The organism is Butyrivibrio sp. NATIVEDY162 (assembly GCF_045999815.1).
Lineage (GTDB): Bacteria > Bacillota > Clostridia > Lachnospirales > Lachnospiraceae > Butyrivibrio.
Window position 1 is genome coordinate 1793855 of the sequence record NZ_CP172573.1, and the last position, 20436, is coordinate 1814290.

Consider the following 20436-nt stretch of genomic DNA (forward strand, 5'->3'; position numbering starts at 1 on the left):
CTTCTCTAACCAAGATAGCTTTTTTGCCAAAATATGGTAATATGTTGGTATTTAATAAACCCGATAATAAAAGATATACCAATTCACATTACAAAATACCAAGAAGAGAAGCAGACATGTCAAATCACAATAACAATTCCCAAACAACACAAAATCCGGCAAAAACCAAAATATGCATGATAGTCCAGGATCCTAATGTAAAGGGCGGAATTGCAGCTGTTACCGGAGGCTACTATGGAAGCCGCCTCGAGAAGGATTTTGATATAACATATGTGGAATCATACTGTGATGGTGGAAAGCTAACAAAGCTTGCAAAAGCTCTCAGAGCTTACCGCGAATTCAGACATGTATTAAAAACAAACCGTCCGGATATAGTGCATGTTCACTCGTCCTTTGGTCCGAGCTTTTTCAGAAAATATCCCATTATCAGCATGGCACACAAAGCCGGGATTCCGATCATCAATCACATTCACGGCTCAGCCCTTGATGAGCTCTATACTAATGCTCCCGCTTGGAAAAAGCGCATGGTTGAAAAGAGCTACAGTGAATGTACAAAGCTTGTCGTATTATCAGCAGAGTGGAAGGAAAAAATATCTGCAATAGTTCCCGCCACCATGATTGAAGTAATTCCCAATTACAGCGTTATTGTGCCTGAGATGACTTCTGAAAAGGTGATGGATGATCGATTTAACAAAAAACAAATCCTGTACCTCGGACGTTTTGATGAATTAAAAGGCGTAGTTGATATCCCTGCGATAGCTGATAAGGTAAAAAAAGTGTTCCCCGAAGTGAAATTTGTTCTCGGCGGAACAGGTGAGACCGAACCTACGGAAGCAGAAATAAAAAGACTGCACCTTGAAAGTACAGTCCTTATGCCCGGTTGGATACGTGGCGATGAAAAAACAAAGTTGTTAAAGGAAAGTTCCATCTTCCTCCTTCCCTCACACATGGAAGCCATGCCCATGTCCATTCTGGAAGCGATGGGCTATGCACTTCCCATCGTGTCCTGCGAAGTAGGCGGAATCCCGCAGGTGGTATCCAAAGATATCAACGGAAAACTCTATCGCCCTCAGGATGTTGACGGAATGGCAGATGGAATCATCTCCTATTATTCTGACCGCGCTTCCTGGGAAGAGGCATGTCGTCAAAGCCTTAAGCTGGCTGATGAAGGCTATAGTTTTGAAACCCACATTAACAAACTCGAAGAATTATACACAAGTGTCCTTTCAAACTGAAAAGGTTGTCGCACTGATTTGTGCGGCAACCTTTTTTATCAGCCGATAACTATATCACTTATTCTGCCTCTGCGGAACTTCTCATCGCCTGTTGTTTTCCATGAAAAGGTCTTATCAGCTTCACTCCAAGAGAGCCTTGTTATGCAGTATTCACCATTTTCATAACCATATCCGTCACCGGCATCTTCATAGAGATTAAAGTTTGCATCCGCACCCGGAAATATCAGAACTTCAATATCCTCATCTGCCATATCATCCGTGCAGCCAAGAGGCTTCTTAGTAGGAATAACTGAACCCGCCTTTACAAATACAGGGATTCTGTCCATATCGCATTCGCATTGGATAGTTTGTCCGCCCTCGTAGCGTTTGCAGGAAAACTTCTCACCTTTTTCTTTTTTCACAAAGATAGCTCTCAGATCCAACTCATACCAATCAGATCCACTTGGCAAATACACGTCTCTTATATCTGTGACGTCCCCTGTTGATCCCAATGATAATTGCACTTCTCCTGTCTCAGTGCCATCCACTGTTAAGCCCTGTGATAATTGTGTTTCTCCTGTCTCTGTGGCATCTACTGGTAACTCCTGTGATAATTGCACATCTTCAGTCTCAGTGCCATCCACTGTTAAGCCCTGCGCATCATTCTTTGGCTTTGAATCATGGACAAAAGGGCACACCATCAGGCTATCTCCAAACATGAACTGATCTGATATTCCAACCGCTTTCTCATCATCACCAAAATCAAACATCAGTGGTCTTATCATCATGCCATCGTCAAAATGCGCCGCTGCGCCAAGGGAATAAATATATGGCATCAGTCTGTATCTGTTCCTTATGGTCTCGCAGATAGCTTCATAATACTTGTCGCCCTTATCGCCAAACGCCCAGGGTTCTCTTTCTATATCAGTTCCGTGAGCTCTGAAAACAGGCAGAAATGCACCATATTCGAACCATCTTACATACAGCTTTTTATATGCCTCATCTATTCCGTTTTCATAGTCACCATCCCAGAACCACTGAATACCATGCTTTACAAAAAAAGCACCGATATCAAGTGTCCAATAAGGCATCCCGCTCGCAGCAAACTGCAAGGCGGCCTTAACCTGATTTTGGAGAGTATTCCAACTTGCTGATATGTCTCCTGACCACAGAATTGTTCCATACTTCTGGCTTCCTGCCCAGCCGCTTCTGGTAAGGTTCACCACTCTCTTTTCCGGTAAATTTTTTGTGCAGTTATCCACACTCTCTTCCGGTGACGTTCCTGTGAGGTTATCCGCTCTCTTTTCCGATGAAGTTCCTGTGAGATTGTCTTCTTTCTTTTCTTGTGACGTTCCTGTGAGGTTATCTTCTCTCTTTTCCTGTGAGCTTCTTCTTTGTCCCTCCCAAATCGTTCTGGCGTGATATTTTCCAAATGCATTAGCCTTATCAAGAAGCATTATGTTTGCAGCATCATTCTTGTATTCATAGTATTTTTCTCCGTCGGAAGGCTCTACAGGATGCTCCCACTCAGGCGTTATAGGCTCGCTTGAATCGCACCACCAGGCATCAACACCTGCAGGAAGTAGTGCTCTTTCGACCTGACTCCAATATAAATCTCTTCCCTCTTCAGAAAAAGCATCATAAATATCAGTTCCGGGAAGAAGGAGCCCTTTTTCCTTGAACTCTGCATTGTTTTCGGTAACACCGGCCATGTTAGGCCAGATTGACATCATGAATCTGATACCCTTTTTATGCAGATCTTCTGTCATCGCCTTGGGATCAGGGAACCTGGAAGCGTCGAAACTTTTTTGTCCCCACTTGTTATCCTCCCAGCTCATCCAGTCCAGGACAAGGCAGTCTACACCTATGTTCCTCTTCCTGAACTCTGCGGCAGTTTCCAATATATCCTCCTGACTTACGTACCGCTCCTTGGACTGCATATAGCCGTAAGCCCACATTGGAAGCATAGCTGCCTTTCCGGTAAGTCTTCTGTAGTTTCTTACCACATCAAAAAGAGTTTCCCCAAAAAGAAAATAATAATCAAGATAACAATCCGCTTCAGTCTGAACAAAGGCGCTTTCACTATTTTCAGAAAACATCAAAAGTGAAGAGGTGCTAAACAAAATCCCGTATTTCCCGCTTGAAACCATCATGGGGATGCCGATTTTCCTGTTGCCCTGGTGAACATAGTAGGTGCTGTGTCTAAGATTCCACTCACCGTGCTCGCCCTGCCCGAATCCGATCAGTTCCTCATCATCAGCAAATTCAAAGTAGGTTCTTGTTTTGTAGGCATAACCATATTCTTCGCGGTCTGCTGCCTTTACCTTCTTTTTTACGCCGTCAGGAGTTACTATCTCCTCAACCTTGGCTTTGTCCGCATTTACTGTTATGTACAGCGGAATTCTCTCAAGTTCCCTTGGATTCTTCCCCCGTTCACTAAGCAAGCATTCACCTGCAAAATTATAAAAAGATACCGCTCCGCTTTCCCTGTTTACGCGCACTTCCCCTTCATCTGTTACAATTTTTATGTCGCAGTTTTCCGGTCTGATGCCATGGTTCTCCGTTTCGGCGTTTTCTTTATCCGGATGTATTTTGTTCTTCTTGTTTTCCGATACCTCAAAGTCACCCTCGGGAATCTTATATTCTATGCTCCCTGAAAAGTCTTCATATTCGCATCCCTGATCCTTATTAAACTCCCCATCAGCAGAGAACGATACCCTGATTATACCGCCCTTTTGCGGAATAATTCGCAAAACTCCCGCTTCCGACTCCATGAAAATTGCGCCTTGTTTTTCAGTAATTTTTGAAATTCTTCTGTCCTTCGCAGGGATTACATCCATCATAGCTTTACTACCTTATCCTCCCCATTTACACAAACAGTCAGCTCCTGCGCGCAATCCGCCATAGCATCTCCGGCTACTGCATTCTTAGTCACAGCATCTCCAACCACAACTTTCTCAGCCACAGCATTACAAGTCTCAGCATCTCCGGCCACTGCATTCATAGCCACAGCATCTCCAACCACAGCTTTCTCAGCCACAGCATTACAAGTCTCAGCACCTCCGGCCACAACATTTCCACCTATCACAGAATCTTTTGCATCACATTTATCTGTCCCATAATTATCACAGTTCTTTTTCTTAATCTCCCACTTTGTAACCTTCATATTCTTCCATTCCATAGAAAGCTCATAGCCGCCTCTTAGGCATACTCCGCTAACACAGCCTTCAGAGAATTCCTCAGGAAGCGCAGGAAGAAGCTTTACATAACCATCACGGCACTGAACCAGCAACTCAAGAATAGCCGCTGATGCGCCAAGATTTCCGTCTATCTGGAAAACTGCACCCGCTCCGTAGGGGTGATTGTCCATGAGGTTGTCAAAAGTGCTCTTGCAAAGAAGTGCATGAAGATTCTCATATACCTTCTCTCCATCAAGAAAATGAGCCCACAATCCGATGATCCATGCTCTCGACCAGCCCGTATGTCCGCCTCCGTTTGCAAGTCTTCTTTCAAGAGTCACTCTCGCCGCCTTCATCAGCTCCGGTGTCTTCTCGTAGCTTATAGAACTTCCGGGATAGACGCCATACAAGTGAGATATATGCCTGTGTCCAGGCTCAAGTTCGTCATAATCCTTCATCCATTCCTGAATCTGTCCATGCTTTCCGATTTTTATGGAAGGAAGCCTTTTTAAAATACTCTCAGCTCTTTTTGCTTTTATGAAATATGAATTCTTTGCAGATTCACATTCATCCTCTATCTCATGTGTGACAACCTGCTCGCCCGGAACCTCACTAACCCTGTTATATCCTCCCAAAACCTCACAGGCCCTGATATATCCTCCCAGAAGCTCCATGAGAATCTCAACATCCATGGTTGCGCCTTCACACAGGCATCCTCTTGTCCCGTCTTCCATGATATAGACATTCTCAGGAGATACAGATGGCGATGTCACCAGCTCTCCGTTCTCTCCCTCTATCAAAAAGTCCTCAAAGAAGTCCACGCATTCATCAAGCACATCAAAATTCTTCTCAAGGAAGTCTCTGTCCCCTGTGAAAAGGTAATGCTCCCAGATATGAGTTGCCATCCAGGCTTCTCCCATAACCCAGAAGCTGGCAGGAATGTAGTGATCCTGTGGCGCTGTGTCTGCGTAAATATCTGTATTATGATGAGCCACAGAGCCCCTGCAGCCATACATCTTTTGAGCTGTCTCTTTTCCGTTTTCGCATACTCTCCTTAAGAGGTCGAAATACGGCATATGGCACTCCGACAGGTTCCCGCTCTCTGCCATCCAGTAGTTCATCTCGGCGTTAATATTTATGGTAAACTTGCTGTCCCAGGGCGGTGTCATGCTGTTATTCCATATTCCCTGGAGGTTCGCAGGCAGGCACTTTCCTCTGCTTGATGACAAAAGCAGATACCTTCCATACTGAAAATACAATGCAAAGAGCTGGGGATCCTTCTCGCCATTTTTCAGAGCCTGAAGCCTTTTATCTGTAGCCCGGGAATTACAATTTTCAGATTCATTCTGACGCTTGGTAGTGCCACCAATTCCTTCCTTGGCGTTCGCCGCACTCTTAGCCATTTCTGCATCAGAACAATCATTTCCCGCAGCGGGGTCTTCTCCCAATCGCAGGAATAATGTGCCAAATTTCCTGCCAAAGTCTTCCTTGTGATCTGCAAAGATATTACTCCAGCCCTTACTTGCAACCGCATCCAGGTTTTTTTCTCCCTTCTGGAGATAATCACTACCGGGCAAAAATCCTTCCTCTGCCTTTAATTCACCACTTGCCTTGGAATTGAGCTTTGTAGCCTCATCCATACTCATTTCATAGAACTCTGTCCTGATATCTATGAAAAGTGTAACTTCAGACGCATCCTTAACTATCAGGTGCTCCCCAATCGTCTTTACTTCGCCATCTTTGAGCGCCGCCTTAACCCTGACAGCAAAAGGGATTCCCGTACCTGATTCAACCTTAAATCCAAACTCATCCCCATCTGCCCACACTTCATCAAGTCTGTTGTGACATCTGTCAAGTCTGCAGGTAAAGCCAATCTTCGCTCCCTCTGCAGTAAAATGATACGCCATAACCTGATCCGGATATGACGAAATAAATTCCCTTTTGTATTTCGCCGATCCGCATTCATAGGACACATGCACTGTGCCTTCTTCCATCACGAGCTGCCTTTTGTAATTTGTATAATCTCCACCGTTTTCAAACTCAATAATGAGTTCTCCTGCAGTCTCATAGGACCTCTCGGAATTCGGCGTACCTGACAAAGCCATAAGAGAGAGCTTTTCAGCCTCAGGAATTCTTCCCTCACGTATGAGTTTTCTAATGTCTTCCAGATACTTATGTGCATCCTTATTTATCCTGTTGACCGGCTTTCCGCTCCAGATACTATCCTCGTTTAGATATATGACTTCTCTGGGCACTCCGCCCATTACCATTGCCCCCAGTCTTCCGTTTCCCACAGGAAGCGCTTCTTCCCAGCATGTCGCCGGTTTCTCATACCACATAATATTTTTTTCTGTCATTTTTCCGTCCTTGTAGTATCGATATTTTAAATCATGACTTCTTGTGGGTCTTTTCCTTGTTTAGCCCACATGAAATCATTCCACCTTAAAATCCTCTTTAGCTTCGCCTAATCCTTCAGCCAAAACCCTTAGTGTGGCATGACCTTTATTGTAGTCTGCACGGAGAATAGCCAGAGCGCGTCCATGGAAGCTCTCAGATTCTCCATCTGTATAATTATCCTCTGTCCTGGGATTGCCTGAGCCAAAGCCTGCAAGAGCAGCATTTCCCGTAATCTCAGCCTTTAATGCTATTGCTGCATCCGGAACCACATTGCCATCGCTATCTGTCACTTCGATTCCGACATACAATAGATCATGTCCATCAGCCTGCATAATCTTCTTTTCAGGGATAAGCCTTATCTTTGCAGGTTCGCCTGTTGTAAGAAGCTCATCTCTGCTAACTTCTTTTCCATCGGCATAGCTTACGGCCTCAACTTTTCCTGCCTCATATATGGTGTCAAAATGTACCGAATATGGCATAGGGCGCTCCATGTTTACAGATTTTTTCCCTACTGACCTTCCGTTTACAAATACTTCAACCTCCTCAGCATTGGAGAATACAACAAGTCTTATGTTTTTTTCTTCACATCCTTCATAATTCCAGCTTGAGAAAAGAGCCGGGAATCCCCAGAATGTCATAACTTCTGTCTTTCCGAAGGTCTCAGGGTGCATTGAGAACAGATGCGTCTTTTTGCTTCCCCACACAACGCTTCTGTAAGCTCCCTGCGGCATCATGTGTCCTGTAATATCAAAATCCGCATCGTTAGCGCATCTCCAGGGATAAGGTGATCCTGAGGGTGGCATCAGCTCCCATCCATTGCCCTTTGCCAGCTCGTCATTTTCATCCACATAGACAGCCTTGCCGATTCCCGCTTCTCCCAGATAATCCCATGCCGTCCAGGTAAACTCACCTATGACGTAAGGAAGCCTTTCTACCATCGGCCATCTGTAGCCTATCTGATTAGGAAAATTCTCAGAGCCAAGGATAACCCTCTCAGGGAACATCTCGTGATCTCTCTCGTAGATATCCTCCATGTAGTTGTAACCCACTACGTCAAGTCCGTTGGTAAATGGCTCTGTTACGGTCTCCCATGTGGTATCAAAAAGTCCCTCGGAGGAGTTCTGCTTCTGGCTCTGATTAGCCATCAGCTTATCATCAAGTCCTGCCCAGAGAGAGCATATTCCGTTACTTACAGGCCTTGTTCCGTCAAGTCTTCTTATAGTCTCAGCAAGCTCCGTTGCCAAAGTATACCCGTTATCAAGCCCTCCTCTTTCAGGTATCTCATTGCCCGTTGACCAGAGTATAACCGCGGGGTGATTTCTGTCTCTTTTTATGAAAGCAGTCAGGTCTTTTTCCCAGTCGTTTGCAAAGAACTGGCTGTAATCGCCTCCTCGCTTAGCCATTCCCCACGCATCGAAGGCTTCGTCAAATATATACATTCCGAGCCTGTCGCAAGCCTCTACAAGTGCTGCTGACGGCGGATTGTGCGCTGTTCTTATGGCATTAAATCCTACTTCCTTAAGCTTCTTTACTTTTCTGGCCTCTGCTTCATAAAAAGATGCTGCCCCTAAAAGTCCATTGTCATGATGCAGGCATCCGCCTTTAAGTTTTACGGTTTTCCCGTTGATCTTTAGTCCGCGAACAGCATCAGCTGTGATTGTTCTTATTCCAAAAAGAGTCTGCGCTTCATCTGTCTCTGTCTGCTCTTCGGGGATGAAATGAGTGCGATAGATGCCAAGGCTCTTTGCCTGTGCTTTTATTTTGTAGAGATTTGGATTATCCGCATCCCAAAGAACAGGATTCTTTACATTCAGCGCTATTCTGGCAGTCTCAGTTTTTCCGGGATTAATCTGAATCACACGTTTTATCGTATATTCCTTAGTTTTATCGATGGGGCCGCCATCCTTATTGCTTTCTCCAGTAATAGTCAGTGCCACCTCAACAAGCCTGTTCTCAAGTGTGCAGTTCTCTACATCAACCTCAGCCTCAAGGGATGCATAGTCATCCGCAACTTCCTTTGTACGAACGAAAATTCCATCATTTGCAATATGAACCCTTGGTCCATGGCATAACACAGCGCCTCTGTACAGTCCCGATCCTGTGTACCACCTTGAATTCACATACATACTGGTATTGCAGTTTACCGTTATTCTGTTTTCCTCTCCAAAGGTCACGTAATCTGTCAAATCCACGTAAAAAGGTGCATAACCGTAGTGCTGGCTTCCTACCTTGCAGCCGTTAACGTCAACTGTTACGTTCATCATGGCTCCGTCGAACTGTATTCCTACGCAGTCACCTTCCCATTCCTTTGGAATCATTATATATTTGGTGTAATTTGTAAGACCTCCGACAAAATACCCGCTGTCTGACTTTGCAGGTGCATCAGGACTTACCTTCGTCCCAATCATTCCATCATGAGGAAGATTGACTTCTTCTCCCGGATTCTCATTAAGTGCTCCAAGAGAATCCACAAAACCATTTCTGAAAATCCACTTTTCATCGATACATATTTTTTCCATACCATGCCCCCGTTATCTTAAATTTGCTATTTTAATCAGACTTATTTATTGTCCTATCTCCAATTATCCACACAATATTTTAAATTGTATATAGATGATTAATTGCCCTATATCAATTATCCACACATACTTTTAAAAAGTATATATTCAATTATTTTTCTTCAATATTCAATTCTTGCGGATAAGTATTTACACACCATCGACCGATTCTCTTAACATTTTCATGTCATTTTACTTTTTGGTACCTCTTTTTTCCACGAACAAAGAGTCGCTCGCGACTCTTTGCGCGCTGGTGCGCGCAAGCTTTAGCTTGCAAAATTCATCTGCGCACCAGTCGCATCCTTAGCGGAGCGCTTTTTATTCAATAGGAAATCCGAAGGAATTTCCTATTGAATAAAAAACTCTTATCCATTTTCATGAATAAGAGTCTTTATATCACATTTGAATATCCGTAAAAAAGTGTATGTAATTAGGAAATGATGTATCTGCTGACAATCACGCTTTCTGCTCTGCTGCCTTCTCCAGAGCTTCATCGATATGTGCTGCGAAATTCTCTCTTCCTACCTTCTCAACAAAGCCGTCCTTCTCCATGGTTCTCATGGGCTGCTCGTTAACATGTGAAAAGATAAGGCGTACACCCTTACTCTTGCAGTCATCATAGAGCATCTCCAGTGATCTCATAGCTGTAGCATCAAGTGCAGGAACACTCCTCATTCTGATAACAAGGCACTTGGTAAATTCCTTGGTTGTGATATTGGCAAGAGCATCAGCATCACCAAAGAACATAGGGCCGTTAATCTCATACACACGAACATGCTTAGGTATTACCTTAAGGTCAATGCTGTCGGGATCCTGCTTCTCAAGGTCTGCATCATCAGGATCCACATAAGTCCATCCGCGGACTGAAGTCTCTTCGCTCATTCTCTTCATGAAAAGGAGGCAAGCAAGAACCATACCAACTTCAATAGCCACAACAAGGTCAAATACTACTGTAAGAACAAAGGTTGTAACAAGTACGATAATGTCACTCTTAGGAGCTGTCTTACAAAGATGTGTGAAAGGTCTCCACTGACACATATTGTAGGCAACCTGGAAAAGAATTGCCGCAATTGTAGGCATGGGAATAAGTGCTGCATAAGGCATAAGAACCACAAGCACAAGGCAAAGGACTATAGAATGAACAATGCCGGCGATAGGGGTTCTTCCACCATTTTTAATATTGGCTGCTGTTCTTGCGATAGCACCGGTTGCAGGGATACCTCCAAAAAGAACTGATCCGATATTACCACAGCCCTGAGCGATAAGTTCCATATTGGATCTGTGATGTGAGCCAATCATACCATCAGCAACTACTGCTGAAAGAAGTGACTCTATTGCTGCCAAAATAGCAATGGTAAAACCATTTGAAAAAGATCCTCTTACCAGTTTCCAGCTAAATACAGGTGCGTGGAACTTGGGAAGTCCTCCATTTATGGTATAGAGGTCACCAATAGTGTTAACCTTCATGCCAAGAACCTTGACCATTACAATACCAACGATAACGGCTATAAGTGAAGCCGGTATCTTCTCAAAGAATTTAGGCCAGATAATAAGCACTGCAAGGCATACAAGTCCGACAATGAGCGCCTGAACATTTATGGTTGAAATATTCTGAATAATAGCTTCAACCTTTTCAGTAGTTTCTATGGTAACTGTTCCCTTGGGATATGTAAGACCGAGGAAATCCTTGATCTGTCCTATGAGAATTGTCACCGCGATACCGGCTGTAAAACCGGTTGTAATTGTATAAGGAATAAATTTAATAAGTGAACCGAGTCTTAAAACTCCCATCAGGATCAGAAGAATTCCGGCTATTATCGTAGCCATCATGAGCCCTTCCATTCCGCTTGTAGCAACTATTCCGGCAACTATTGTTGCGAATGCTGCTGTGGGACCTGCTATCTGAACACGGCTACCACCAAGAAATGAAATGATAAATCCTGCAACTATTGCTGTGTATAAACCTTCCTCAGGGCCTACTCCCGATGCAAGTGCAAGCGCTATAGAAAGCGGAAGTGCAATGATTGCAACAATGATTCCTGATATGACATCAGTGGTGAGCTGCTTTGCCGAGTAATTCTTTATCACGGAAAACAGCATAGGTTTGATTTTGTCCTTCTTCATAATAATCTCCCATCTAATCAAACTCTGCAATGGACTATAACGATAACAACAAAAAAGTACTGTCTCACTCATCCTTAGCCGAAGCATGAGCAAAACAGTACATTATCGTTTATGTCCGTTTATACTCAAAACAGACAAATTATAGCACAGTTTCATAAATTGGAGCATATTTTATTTGTAGAATTCTACAAGGTTAGCAAGCTCTTCCTTGTACTCTTTTACCACAGATGCAGGGGCGGATATTTTTACAGCAGATCCAAGTCCAAAAATCCAGCCAAAGAACTGCTCGCTTACAGCAACCTCTACTCTGACATCAGACCAGCCTTTCTTCTTGGAAGGCTTAACTGCGATATCCTTACCAAATCTGTCTATCAGGACTCCTATCATCTCATCCTTTATGGTGAGTGTGACCATAGTACCCTCGCCTCCGAACATGCCGAAAGCTCTGTTAGTATATGCTGACAAATTAAAAGCTTTAAAAAGCTCTTTCCCCTCTCTCTTCTCGTCAAGAATTGTGAGCTTATCCATCTTATCAACGCGGTATTGCTTGATCTTATCCGCAGCCGCATCGAAAGCTATAAGATAGTAATTCTCATCATTCCATGTAAGTCTCCAAGGGCTTACGATATAAGGCTCATTTTTTCTGGGCACCAGCTTTTTGTTAGTATCCCAATTCATATATTTAAAGCTTATCTTCTTATTCTCAGAAATAGCAGCATGAATCTCATCAACAGTGTAATATATACTCTCGTTCATGGTCTTTACTCTGCCCTGAACAGAGAGCTGTCTTTCAAGCTGCGCAGCCTCATAGGAACTGGCAAGAGTAGTAAGCTTTTTTATAAGAGCCTGTGACTTTTTCTCAGTTATGAATTTAAAGGACTGGATTGCATCCACAAGAAGCTTTAATTCGGCAAGCTCAAATCTCCTGCTGCCAATATGATAAACAAAGTATTTGCCACTCTTTTCACCAACTACATCCAGTCCAATCTCATTTAAAGCCTCTATATCCGAATAAATGCTCTTTCTGTCTGCCGTTACGCCATAAGCCTCAAGCTCCTGCAACAAATCCGGCATAGTGAGCCCATGATAATCGTCTGTCTCTTCCATCAGTATTTTTGCAAGATAATAAAGCTTAAGTTTTTGATTCGTTCCTTTTGGCATACGGCATCTCCTTTAAGTTTACATCTAAATAAATCCTACTCTTTATATAGTAAACTTATGGTTGTTTTATTGCAACAAAAATGGCAATCCTGATAGCTTATAACAGATGCGCTCTAAGGTCTTCTCCGCTCTTATCAGAAAGATATGCCGGAGGAATATCAAGTATTGTCTTGCAGCCTGTCTGACCTTCACCATTCATACGAGCTGCTGCTCTTGCTACTGCAACAAGTACGCTTGTCGTAAATTCCGGATTAGAATCAAGTTTTAAGCTGTACTCAATTACATGATTGTGTTCCTTGTCAGCGCCTGTCTTACCTGTTCTGAATACGAAACCGCCATGAGCCATTCCGCTGTGGTTCTTAAGAAGCTCTTCTTCACTGATGAAGTGTACTGTTGTGTCATAATCAGCGAAGTAGTTAGGCATCTCCTTGATTTCCTTTTCTACCTTTGCAGCATCTGCGCCATCCTCAAGAACAACGAAGCATTCTCTTGTGTGCTTATCGCGTGTTGTAAGCTCAGGATTCTTGCCGCTTCTGACAGCTTCAAGTGCGCTCTCAACAGGAATTGTGTACTGCTTAGCATTCTTAACGCCTTCAATTCTTCTGATGGCATCAGAGTGTCCCTGTGATACGCCCTTCCCCCAGAATGTGTAGTCATTTCCGTCAGGAAGGATTGCATTGGAATATACTCTTGCAAGAGAGAACATTCCGGGATCCCATCCACATGAAATTACAGCAACTTTTCCTGCTGCCTTAGCAGCCTCATCAACATTTGCAAAGTGTTCCGGGATTCGTGCGTGTGTATCAAAACTGTCTACAACGTTGAAGAGCTTAGCATACTGAGGTGTCTGAACAGGAAGATCTGTAGCACTTCCACCGCAGAGGATCATTACGTCTATCTTGTCCTTCCACTCTTCTACATCATTTACTGAAACTACAGGAATACCCTGTGTCTTAATTGTAAGGGATGAAGGATCTCTTCTGGTAAAAACTGCTACAAGCTCCATGTCAGGTGCTTCCTGCACTGCAAGCTCTACTCCTTTTCCCAAATTTCCGTATCCGATAATACCGATTCTAGTGCTCATTTTTCCTCCTTTAATCTATAGCGGAATTCTGCTTCCGTTATGCGAAACTTTCTATTGCGAATTATACGCTATTTAATATGAAAAAATCTACACTAATATTTTAACGATTTACCGCGTTAACTTGTAGCCATTGTTCAAGCTTCCTTGTTAACAGCAATACCCCGCCACAGATGTGACGGGGTATCAGCATAAACACTAATCATTTAAGGTAGGATTAAAAATATGCAATTCTTCAGTCGGTTCTTACTGTACTACTGTATCCAGATCCCACTTCTCATAAATCTTGGGAACGTCGCTTATGAGTCTCTTGGTATAGTCAGCCTGAGGGTTGATAATAACGTCCTCTGCAGAACCTGACTCTACGAATTTTCCATGTTCCATGATATAAACCTTATCGGAGATGTAATAAGCAAGTCCGATGTCGTGGGTGATGAAAATAATTGTCATATTGATCTCATCACGAAGCTTTAAAAGCATATCAAGGATTGTTGCTCTTGAGCATGCATCAATCATTGATGTGGGCTCATCTGCCATAAGGATCTTGGGCTTTAAGAGGAAGATTCTTGCGATCATAAGTCTCTGCATCTGTCCACCTGAAAGCTCGAAGGGATACTTATTGGTAAGCTCAGCATACTTAAGGTTAACGAAGCTGCAGGCCTCTGTCTTCATCTGTATCTTCTGCTCTTCAGGAAGGTTCTTAAAACCTCTCATGTTTAGGCAGTCATCAAGTACCGCATCAATTTTATAGAAGATATTGTAGGATGAAAAAGGATCCTGGAAGATAGGCTGGATGTTTTTCCAGTATTCTTTCTTCTTCGCATTTGTGCTTATATCACGGGGACTACCCTGATAATCAATTGTTCCTTCTGTTGTGCTGATAAGTCCAAGGAGCATCTTTGAAAGTGTTGTCTTTCCGCTTCCTGACTCACCAACTATAGAAACGATCTCGCCTTCATTGAAGTCAAAATCCACATGATCTACTGCTACTTTTTGAGTTTTACCAAGGCCAAATACCTTTGTTAATCCTCTTCCTGAGAGGCAAGGCTTTGGTGCCGGCTTATTAGCATCAGTCAAATTCTGTTTCGGGCTCTGGTTTTGATTCGTTGCCATTAGCATATACCTCCCTAAGTTTTCTTACTGACATCAGGCAGCGATAACATCTGCCATTCTCAAATTCCTTTGCATCAGGTGCCATTGCCGTGCATGTAGGAACAGCGTATTTACATCTGGGTGCAAATCTGCAGCCCTTAGGCGGATTTTTGAGGTTCGGAGGTGTTCCGGGAAGTGCTGTAAGGTTGTGTGCTTTCATACCTTCCTCAGGAACAATGATAGATCCCATAAGACCCTTAGCATAAGGATGGATCGGATCAAATACCATTTCCTTTGCAGTACCAAGCTCTACGAACTGGCCTGCATACATAACTGCGATGTCATCAGTTACGTTGTAAAGAAGCGGAAGCTCATGTGTTATGAAAATCATGGACTTGATGTAGCCCTTTTCCATAAGCTGTCTCATCATTCTGATAACCATCTTCTGTGATGTAACATCAAGAGCTGATGAAGGTTCATCCGCAATAAGTACTTTAGGTGAAAGAATTGTGGATATAGCTATAACAGTACGCTGTTTCATACCACCTGAGAGCTCAACTGCATGCTTTTCAAGTACGTCTTCAGGAAGACCGAGCTCTGCAAAACGCTCTCTTGCCATATCGTAAATCTCTTTTTTCGTCATCTTAATTCCATGTGCATGGATAACATCCTCTACAAAACGAATGATCTTCTGTGTAGGATTCAGTGCGTTCATGGCTGCCTGAGGAATATACGCAATCTCGTTACCAAGGATTTTTCTGCGCACATCGTCGGGCTTCATATCAGAAATTACCTGACCGTCTACAATGATATCTCCACTAATATAGTGCAGCGGAGCGAAATAGTATCCCATCAGTGAAAGTGCAAGTGTTGATTTACCGCATCCGGATTCTCCGGCAATACCCAGTGATTTTCCTTCTTCTACCTTAAGAGAAACACCATCAACCGCATACACGTCCTCATGGAATCTGGTTATATATTTTGTTTTGAGGTTTCTTACCTCAAGCATTACTTTTCCCATACTTAACCTTTTCCTTTTCTTTTCTTCGGATCATTTATGAAAAATGACCACTTTTCCATAGTTACGTTTTAGCATCAGTCACGAAGCTGCGGGTTGAATACCTGATCCATTCCTGTATTCATAAGGTTTAGAGAGAATGAAATCAGTGCTATAAGAATTACTACCGGGAAGTATGCCCACCAAGAACCGTTAAGGTGTGCTGAATACTGCATAGCCCACTGCATCATAAGTCCCAGGGTAGCTGTCTTTGTTGTTGCAGGTCCAAGTCCTATCATTGAAAGCTGTGCCTCTGCAAGGATTCCTGATGAAATCTGAAGGATCATAGCCATAACAACGTAGGAAGCAATGTAAGGAAGAATATCTGTAAAGATGATCCTGAACATGCTGTGTCCTGACAGTTTTGAGAGGTTTACATGGTCTCTGTTTCTAAGTGAAATAACCTGAGATCTTACAGATCTTGTGGTCCAGGGCCATGAAGTAAGTCCGATGATAATACCAACCATCATGATACCTCTTGCCTTATCACCTACTGAGTAGGATATAAGGATAAGGATTACAAATGAAGGAATTACTGTAAACAGGTTTGTGATGAAAATAATGATGTTATCAGCAAGTCCGCCCATATATCCTGCGAGAAGTCCGAGTAAAAGTCCTATTGCTGTAGCAATAAGTCCTGCAAGAAGACCAATCTTTAATGAAGACTTTGTAGCTGCAACCAGCTCTGTAAGTACGTCACGTCCAAAGTTATCTGTTCCGAGAAGGAATGTCTTTGTAGTTACATCATTGATATTTACGTAATCAGAATCTTTGATAACCTTGCTCTGCTTAAGATTACCTTCCTCATCCTTTTCAGCTACGATGACACCTGAGTCCTTCATGGCTGCTGTGATCTGTCCGTCAAGTCTCTTAAGTGCTTTTCTCTTAGCTGTTGTAAGTCCCTTATACTTGGTATTGGGATCATAATTTGCTTTCCAAAGTGCTACAAGACCTTCTGCATCAGTTACATCAATCTCAGATTCTGCAACACCTGCCTGCTTTATCAAAAAGTCCTGAATACTTGCTCTGGTCTCAATATCGAGAACCATTTCAAGCTTTGAAAACTGCTTGGGAATCTGCAGATTGTAAGATTTTTCAAGCGCTGACTCCTCAACCGATACGTAAGTACCCGGTTTGAAGAAGTTACCCTGTCCTATCATCTGAAGCGGATCAGCTGTTACAAATATAGGATAGATAATTACTGTGAGGAGTATAAACATAAAGATTACAAAACCAAACAGGAACTTTCCGGAATGGAAAATTTGCTTTATTGTATTTTTCATTTTTCATTCCCTCCTTAGTCCATCTGGTTAGCCTTAACTCGAGGATCGATAACACCATAAAGGAGTTCAACCACAAGGTTAGCTATAAGTACCATTATTGTGATGATGAGGGTACATGCTGAAAGCAGCGGATAATCCTGGCCGTTTACTGCTGAAAGAAGTGTCATGCCAAGTCCGGGATATGAGAAAATCATCTCTGCAACAAGAGCGCCACCCATCATAGTTCCAAGTGAAAGTGCAAGACCTGTTATCTGAGGAAGCATTGCATTTCTGAATACATAGCCTACAATCTTCTTGTCCTTGATACCAAGGAATCTTGAATACTTAACATAGTCTGCATTTAATTCATATATTGACATTGATCGCATACCGATTGCCTGACCACCAATCGTTATAAGTACGATTGACCAGAAAGGAAGCTGATAATGCGCGATGATCGACTTTATAAATGTCCAGCTCATATTTGGAATAAGATCATATCCATAGCCGCCTGATGAAGGAGCTATCTTAAGTTTTATTGCAAACAGATAAAGGAGTACTGTTGCCATTCCAAATGCAGGAATATTACCAATAAATAAGAAGATAGGAAGGATTACCTTATCAAATGCACCTTTGATATAAGCAGCAATCGCTCCGAGTACGTTACCAAGAACCCAACCTACGATAATAGCGGGAAGCTGAAGGCATATTGTCCACCATACAGCACTGGCTATAATATCGGAAACAGGTCTTGGATACTGACTGAAGGAAACTCCGAAGTCACCTTTTAATGCATTTCCAAGCCACATAAAGAACTGTTTGTACATAGGTTCGTTAATACCGAACTTATTAGCATAATCATTTAATACTTTCTGGATAGCCGTTGAATCCGTCATACCGCTTACTGCCTTAGATGCTATAGCGGAAACAGGATTTCCGGGCATCAGGCGCGGGAGAATGAAATTAAGAATTACGGCAAAAACAAGTGTAAGAAAATACCAGAACAATTTCTTACCATAATATTTTTTATAACCTTTCAATTAAGAGACCTCCCTTCTGCATTTCATACGCCATTTTTTCGTATAAAAAGGCTGCCGAAAGCGTTTTTGCCACTAACGGCAGCCTCAGTTTACCTAAATCTAGTATTTAGTTTATGTATTACTCAACGAGTTCAAGATCGTAAAGAGCTGCAATACCATAACCATCTGTGCAGTCTGTCGGAGGAATATTTCTTCCATCATCAGCTGCAGGGAAGTTTGTCCATACAGACTCGTTTACAGCGTAGAACAACTGAGGACGATACATAAGAGCAACTGCAGGACACTCTTCAAGGAGTATTCTTGAAAGCTCTGTGTAGTACTCTTTAAGCTTAGCTTCGTCTGTCTCTGTAGGAATAGCCTCAAGGATAGCTTCAGCATCGTCATTCATGTAGTGACCAAAGTTACCACTCCAGTTAGATGCAAGCTTTGCATACTCTTCTGAGAAGTAGAACATTCCCTTTGAGTAAGGGTTCATAACACCGGCACCGGGTGCTGACCACATGCAGATATCGAAGTTGCAGGTTGTCATATCATCATAGAATGAAGAAGCTTCAGGGAAGTATGTCTGGATATCAATACCAATCTTCTCGCCTGCTGCTGCAACGATTTCCATTGATGCGTTCCAGTCTGACCATCCTGTAGGACACTCAGCCTTGAAGGAAAGATTCTTGCCGTTGTACTCACGGATTCCATCGCCATCGCCATCAACGATGCCTGCATCGTCAAGAAGCTTATTAGCGCCGTCAACGTCTGCGTTCTTCCACTGAAGATCTGCAATAGCGTCAAAGTCAACGTACTTTCTCTCACCATCTGTAGGACCAACAACTGATCTCGGATATTCGTCAAATGTAGGTGACTGACCTGACATAGCTGAAGCAATGATCTGCTCATAGTCAACTGCCATAGCGATCGCACGACGAACTTCCTTCTGATCAAGACCTTCTCTCTCTACGTTGAAGAACATTGAAGGAATAGCTTCGCACTGTCCATAAGGAGCTTCATCAAGCCATGTGGAGATCGGAAGATCATCCTCTAACCACATATTCTGAACATCTGTGATGAACTGCTGACATACATCAACTTCACCCTGTGAAAGTGCAACCTGTCCTGCTGCGTTGTCCTTATAAATTGTGTGAGCGATGTACTTCGGAACGGGAAGCTTGCCCCACATAGAAGCAGCCTGTCCCCAATAATTATCATCTCTCTGAAGAACAGCCTTCTGATCATTTGAGATGTAAGGAGCATAAGGACCTGTATGTACTAAATCTTCCATTGTGTCCTGTTTAACCTTATCAGCATCTTCACCGTTTCTCTCTTCTACAGTCTGCAGATAAGCTTTCTGCATCATATACATTGTGTTAAGGATTGATGTAACCTTAAGAGGGTTAACTGCTTTGCCGTCAGCAACCTTAGCCTTAACAACAACAGTTGTGTCGTCTGAAGCTTCTACAGCATCGATATATGTTGAGAAGTCAGAACCCTGTGAAGACTGATACTTAACATGTGTAGCATATGTATAAGCTACGTCCTCTGCTGTGAATGCTGAACCATCACTCCATTTAGCATCGGGATTAAGCTTGATTGTAAGTTCTGTCTGATCATCATTCCAGTTGTACTCAGATCCAAGAAGAGGATAGAGCTTACCATCAAGAGGGTTGAACATGAAAAGTGTCTCATAAACAAGTTCACGTGCAACGTCATTAGCTGAAAGAGCAAGTCCGTTGTTTGAGTTAGCTGACATCGGGTTCCAGTCATTTATTGTTCCCCACTGCTGACCGGCCTCATAAAGAGTCTCATTTCTGGGTGTTGAGTCGCCATCAGCTGTAGTTTCTGTAGCTTCTGCAGTCTCATCACCTGCTTCTTCTGTAGCTTCCTCAGTTGTTTCTGTAGCTTCTTCGGTTGCTTCCTCTGTTGTCTCCTCTGCTGCGGGTGCTTCTGTAGAAGCTTCCTCTGTAGCTGCAGGGGTCTCAGTTGTAGTTGTGCCACCATTATTTCCGCCGCCACATCCAGCTATCATGGAAAGTGACATTGCAGAAACGCACAGAAGTGACATAACCTTCTGTAAGTTTTTCTTCATAACTTACCTCCCTTTCGTTTTTTTGTGAGCTGTTGCTCATAATTTGATAATGAAATTTTAATATTTTGTTCATAATCCTTTATATCAAAAAATCCATATCCATAAAAAAATTTCCGTTTTTGTTCAACTTTTACATTAAATCAAAATTTAACTAGCTTATTTAAGTAATAATCAACAAGCAAAACTTGCCTAAC

At 42.9% G+C, this 20436-nt stretch carries 12 protein-coding genes; 1 reads left to right on the plus strand and 11 read right to left on the minus strand.

The features are described 5' to 3' along the window. Positions 1–116: 116 nt before the first annotated feature. Positions 117–1235, plus strand: a complete 1119-nt coding sequence (locus ACHCNF_RS07345; protein WP_408072137.1) for a glycosyltransferase family 4 protein — start codon at positions 117–119, stop codon at positions 1233–1235. A 38-nt stretch (positions 1236–1273) separates the two neighbouring features. On the opposite strand, the gene ACHCNF_RS07350 is transcribed toward ACHCNF_RS07345, so the two are convergent. The 11 genes from ACHCNF_RS07350 to ACHCNF_RS07400 form a co-directional block, all read right to left on the minus strand. After that, a complete protein-coding gene (locus tag ACHCNF_RS07350) occupies positions 1274–4057 on the minus strand; it encodes a glycoside hydrolase family 31 protein (RefSeq protein ID WP_408072138.1) in 2784 nt (927 codons plus the stop codon). Further along, entirely contained in the window at positions 4054–6750 is a 2697-nt protein-coding gene (locus ACHCNF_RS07355) for a glycoside hydrolase family 95 protein (RefSeq protein ID WP_408072139.1), read from the minus strand. The genes ACHCNF_RS07350 and ACHCNF_RS07355 overlap by 4 nt, the downstream gene beginning before the upstream one ends. A gap of 75 nt (positions 6751–6825) precedes the next feature. Continuing rightward, positions 6826–9309 (minus strand): glycoside hydrolase family 2 TIM barrel-domain containing protein, encoded by a 2484-nt coding sequence (locus tag ACHCNF_RS07360; RefSeq protein WP_408072140.1) that lies wholly within the window; start codon positions 9307–9309, stop codon positions 6826–6828. Positions 9310–9804: 495 nt separating this feature from the next. Beyond that, entirely contained in the window at positions 9805–11472 is a 1668-nt protein-coding gene (locus tag ACHCNF_RS07365; RefSeq protein ID WP_408072141.1) for a SulP family inorganic anion transporter, read from the minus strand. Positions 11473–11643: 171 nt separating this feature from the next. Next, positions 11644–12633, minus strand: a complete 990-nt coding sequence (locus ACHCNF_RS07370) for a helix-turn-helix transcriptional regulator (protein WP_408072142.1) — start codon at positions 12631–12633, stop codon at positions 11644–11646. A 97-nt stretch (positions 12634–12730) separates the two neighbouring features. Continuing rightward, entirely contained in the window at positions 12731–13717 is a 987-nt protein-coding gene (locus tag ACHCNF_RS07375; protein ID WP_408072143.1) for a diaminopimelate dehydrogenase, read from the minus strand. A gap of 243 nt (positions 13718–13960) precedes the next feature. Beyond that, the gene (locus ACHCNF_RS07380; RefSeq protein WP_408072144.1) at positions 13961–14827 is read right to left on the minus strand and encodes an ABC transporter ATP-binding protein; all 867 of its coding nucleotides are present in this window, start codon (positions 14825–14827) and stop codon (positions 13961–13963) included. After that, entirely contained in the window at positions 14784–15827 is a 1044-nt protein-coding gene (locus ACHCNF_RS07385; RefSeq protein WP_408072145.1) for an ABC transporter ATP-binding protein, read from the minus strand. Before ACHCNF_RS07385 ends, ACHCNF_RS07380 begins: the two co-directional genes overlap by 44 nt. 74 nt (positions 15828–15901) lie before the next feature. Next, a complete protein-coding gene (locus tag ACHCNF_RS07390) occupies positions 15902–17146 on the minus strand; it encodes an ABC transporter permease (protein WP_408072146.1) in 1245 nt (414 codons plus the stop codon). A gap of 14 nt (positions 17147–17160) precedes the next feature. Next, the gene (locus ACHCNF_RS07395) at positions 17161–18165 is read right to left on the minus strand and encodes an ABC transporter permease (RefSeq protein ID WP_408072147.1); all 1005 of its coding nucleotides are present in this window, start codon (positions 18163–18165) and stop codon (positions 17161–17163) included. Between the two features lie 118 nt (positions 18166–18283). Beyond that, complete coding sequence (locus tag ACHCNF_RS07400; RefSeq protein ID WP_408072148.1) at positions 18284–20242, minus strand: ABC transporter substrate-binding protein; 1959 nt, start codon at positions 20240–20242, stop codon at positions 18284–18286. Positions 20243–20436 lie beyond the last annotated feature (194 nt).

What these genes read in the sequence shown, in the direction of transcription:
- ACHCNF_RS07390 (WP_408072146.1), bottom strand. Translation starts at nt 17,146, where the DNA reads ATGAAAAATACAATAAAGCAAATTTTCCATTCCGGAAAGTTCCTGTTT.
- ACHCNF_RS07350 (WP_408072138.1), bottom strand. Translation starts at nt 4,057, where the DNA reads ATGATGGATGTAATCCCTGCGAAGGACAGAAGAATTTCAAAAATTACT.
- ACHCNF_RS07365 (WP_408072141.1), bottom strand. Translation starts at nt 11,472, where the DNA reads ATGAAGAAGGACAAAATCAAACCTATGCTGTTTTCCGTGATAAAGAAT.
- ACHCNF_RS07345 (WP_408072137.1), top strand. Translation starts at nt 117, where the DNA reads ATGTCAAATCACAATAACAATTCCCAAACAACACAAAATCCGGCAAAA.
- ACHCNF_RS07370 (WP_408072142.1), bottom strand. Translation starts at nt 12,633, where the DNA reads ATGCCAAAAGGAACGAATCAAAAACTTAAGCTTTATTATCTTGCAAAA.
- ACHCNF_RS07375 (WP_408072143.1), bottom strand. Translation starts at nt 13,717, where the DNA reads ATGAGCACTAGAATCGGTATTATCGGATACGGAAATTTGGGAAAAGGA.
- ACHCNF_RS07385 (WP_408072145.1), bottom strand. Translation starts at nt 15,827, where the DNA reads ATGGGAAAAGTAATGCTTGAGGTAAGAAACCTCAAAACAAAATATATA.
- ACHCNF_RS07355 (WP_408072139.1), bottom strand. Translation starts at nt 6,750, where the DNA reads ATGACAGAAAAAAATATTATGTGGTATGAGAAACCGGCGACATGCTGG.
- ACHCNF_RS07400 (WP_408072148.1), bottom strand. Translation starts at nt 20,242, where the DNA reads ATGAAGAAAAACTTACAGAAGGTTATGTCACTTCTGTGCGTTTCTGCA.
- ACHCNF_RS07380 (WP_408072144.1), bottom strand. Translation starts at nt 14,827, where the DNA reads ATGGCAACGAATCAAAACCAGAGCCCGAAACAGAATTTGACTGATGCT.
- ACHCNF_RS07360 (WP_408072140.1), bottom strand. Translation starts at nt 9,309, where the DNA reads ATGGAAAAAATATGTATCGATGAAAAGTGGATTTTCAGAAATGGTTTT.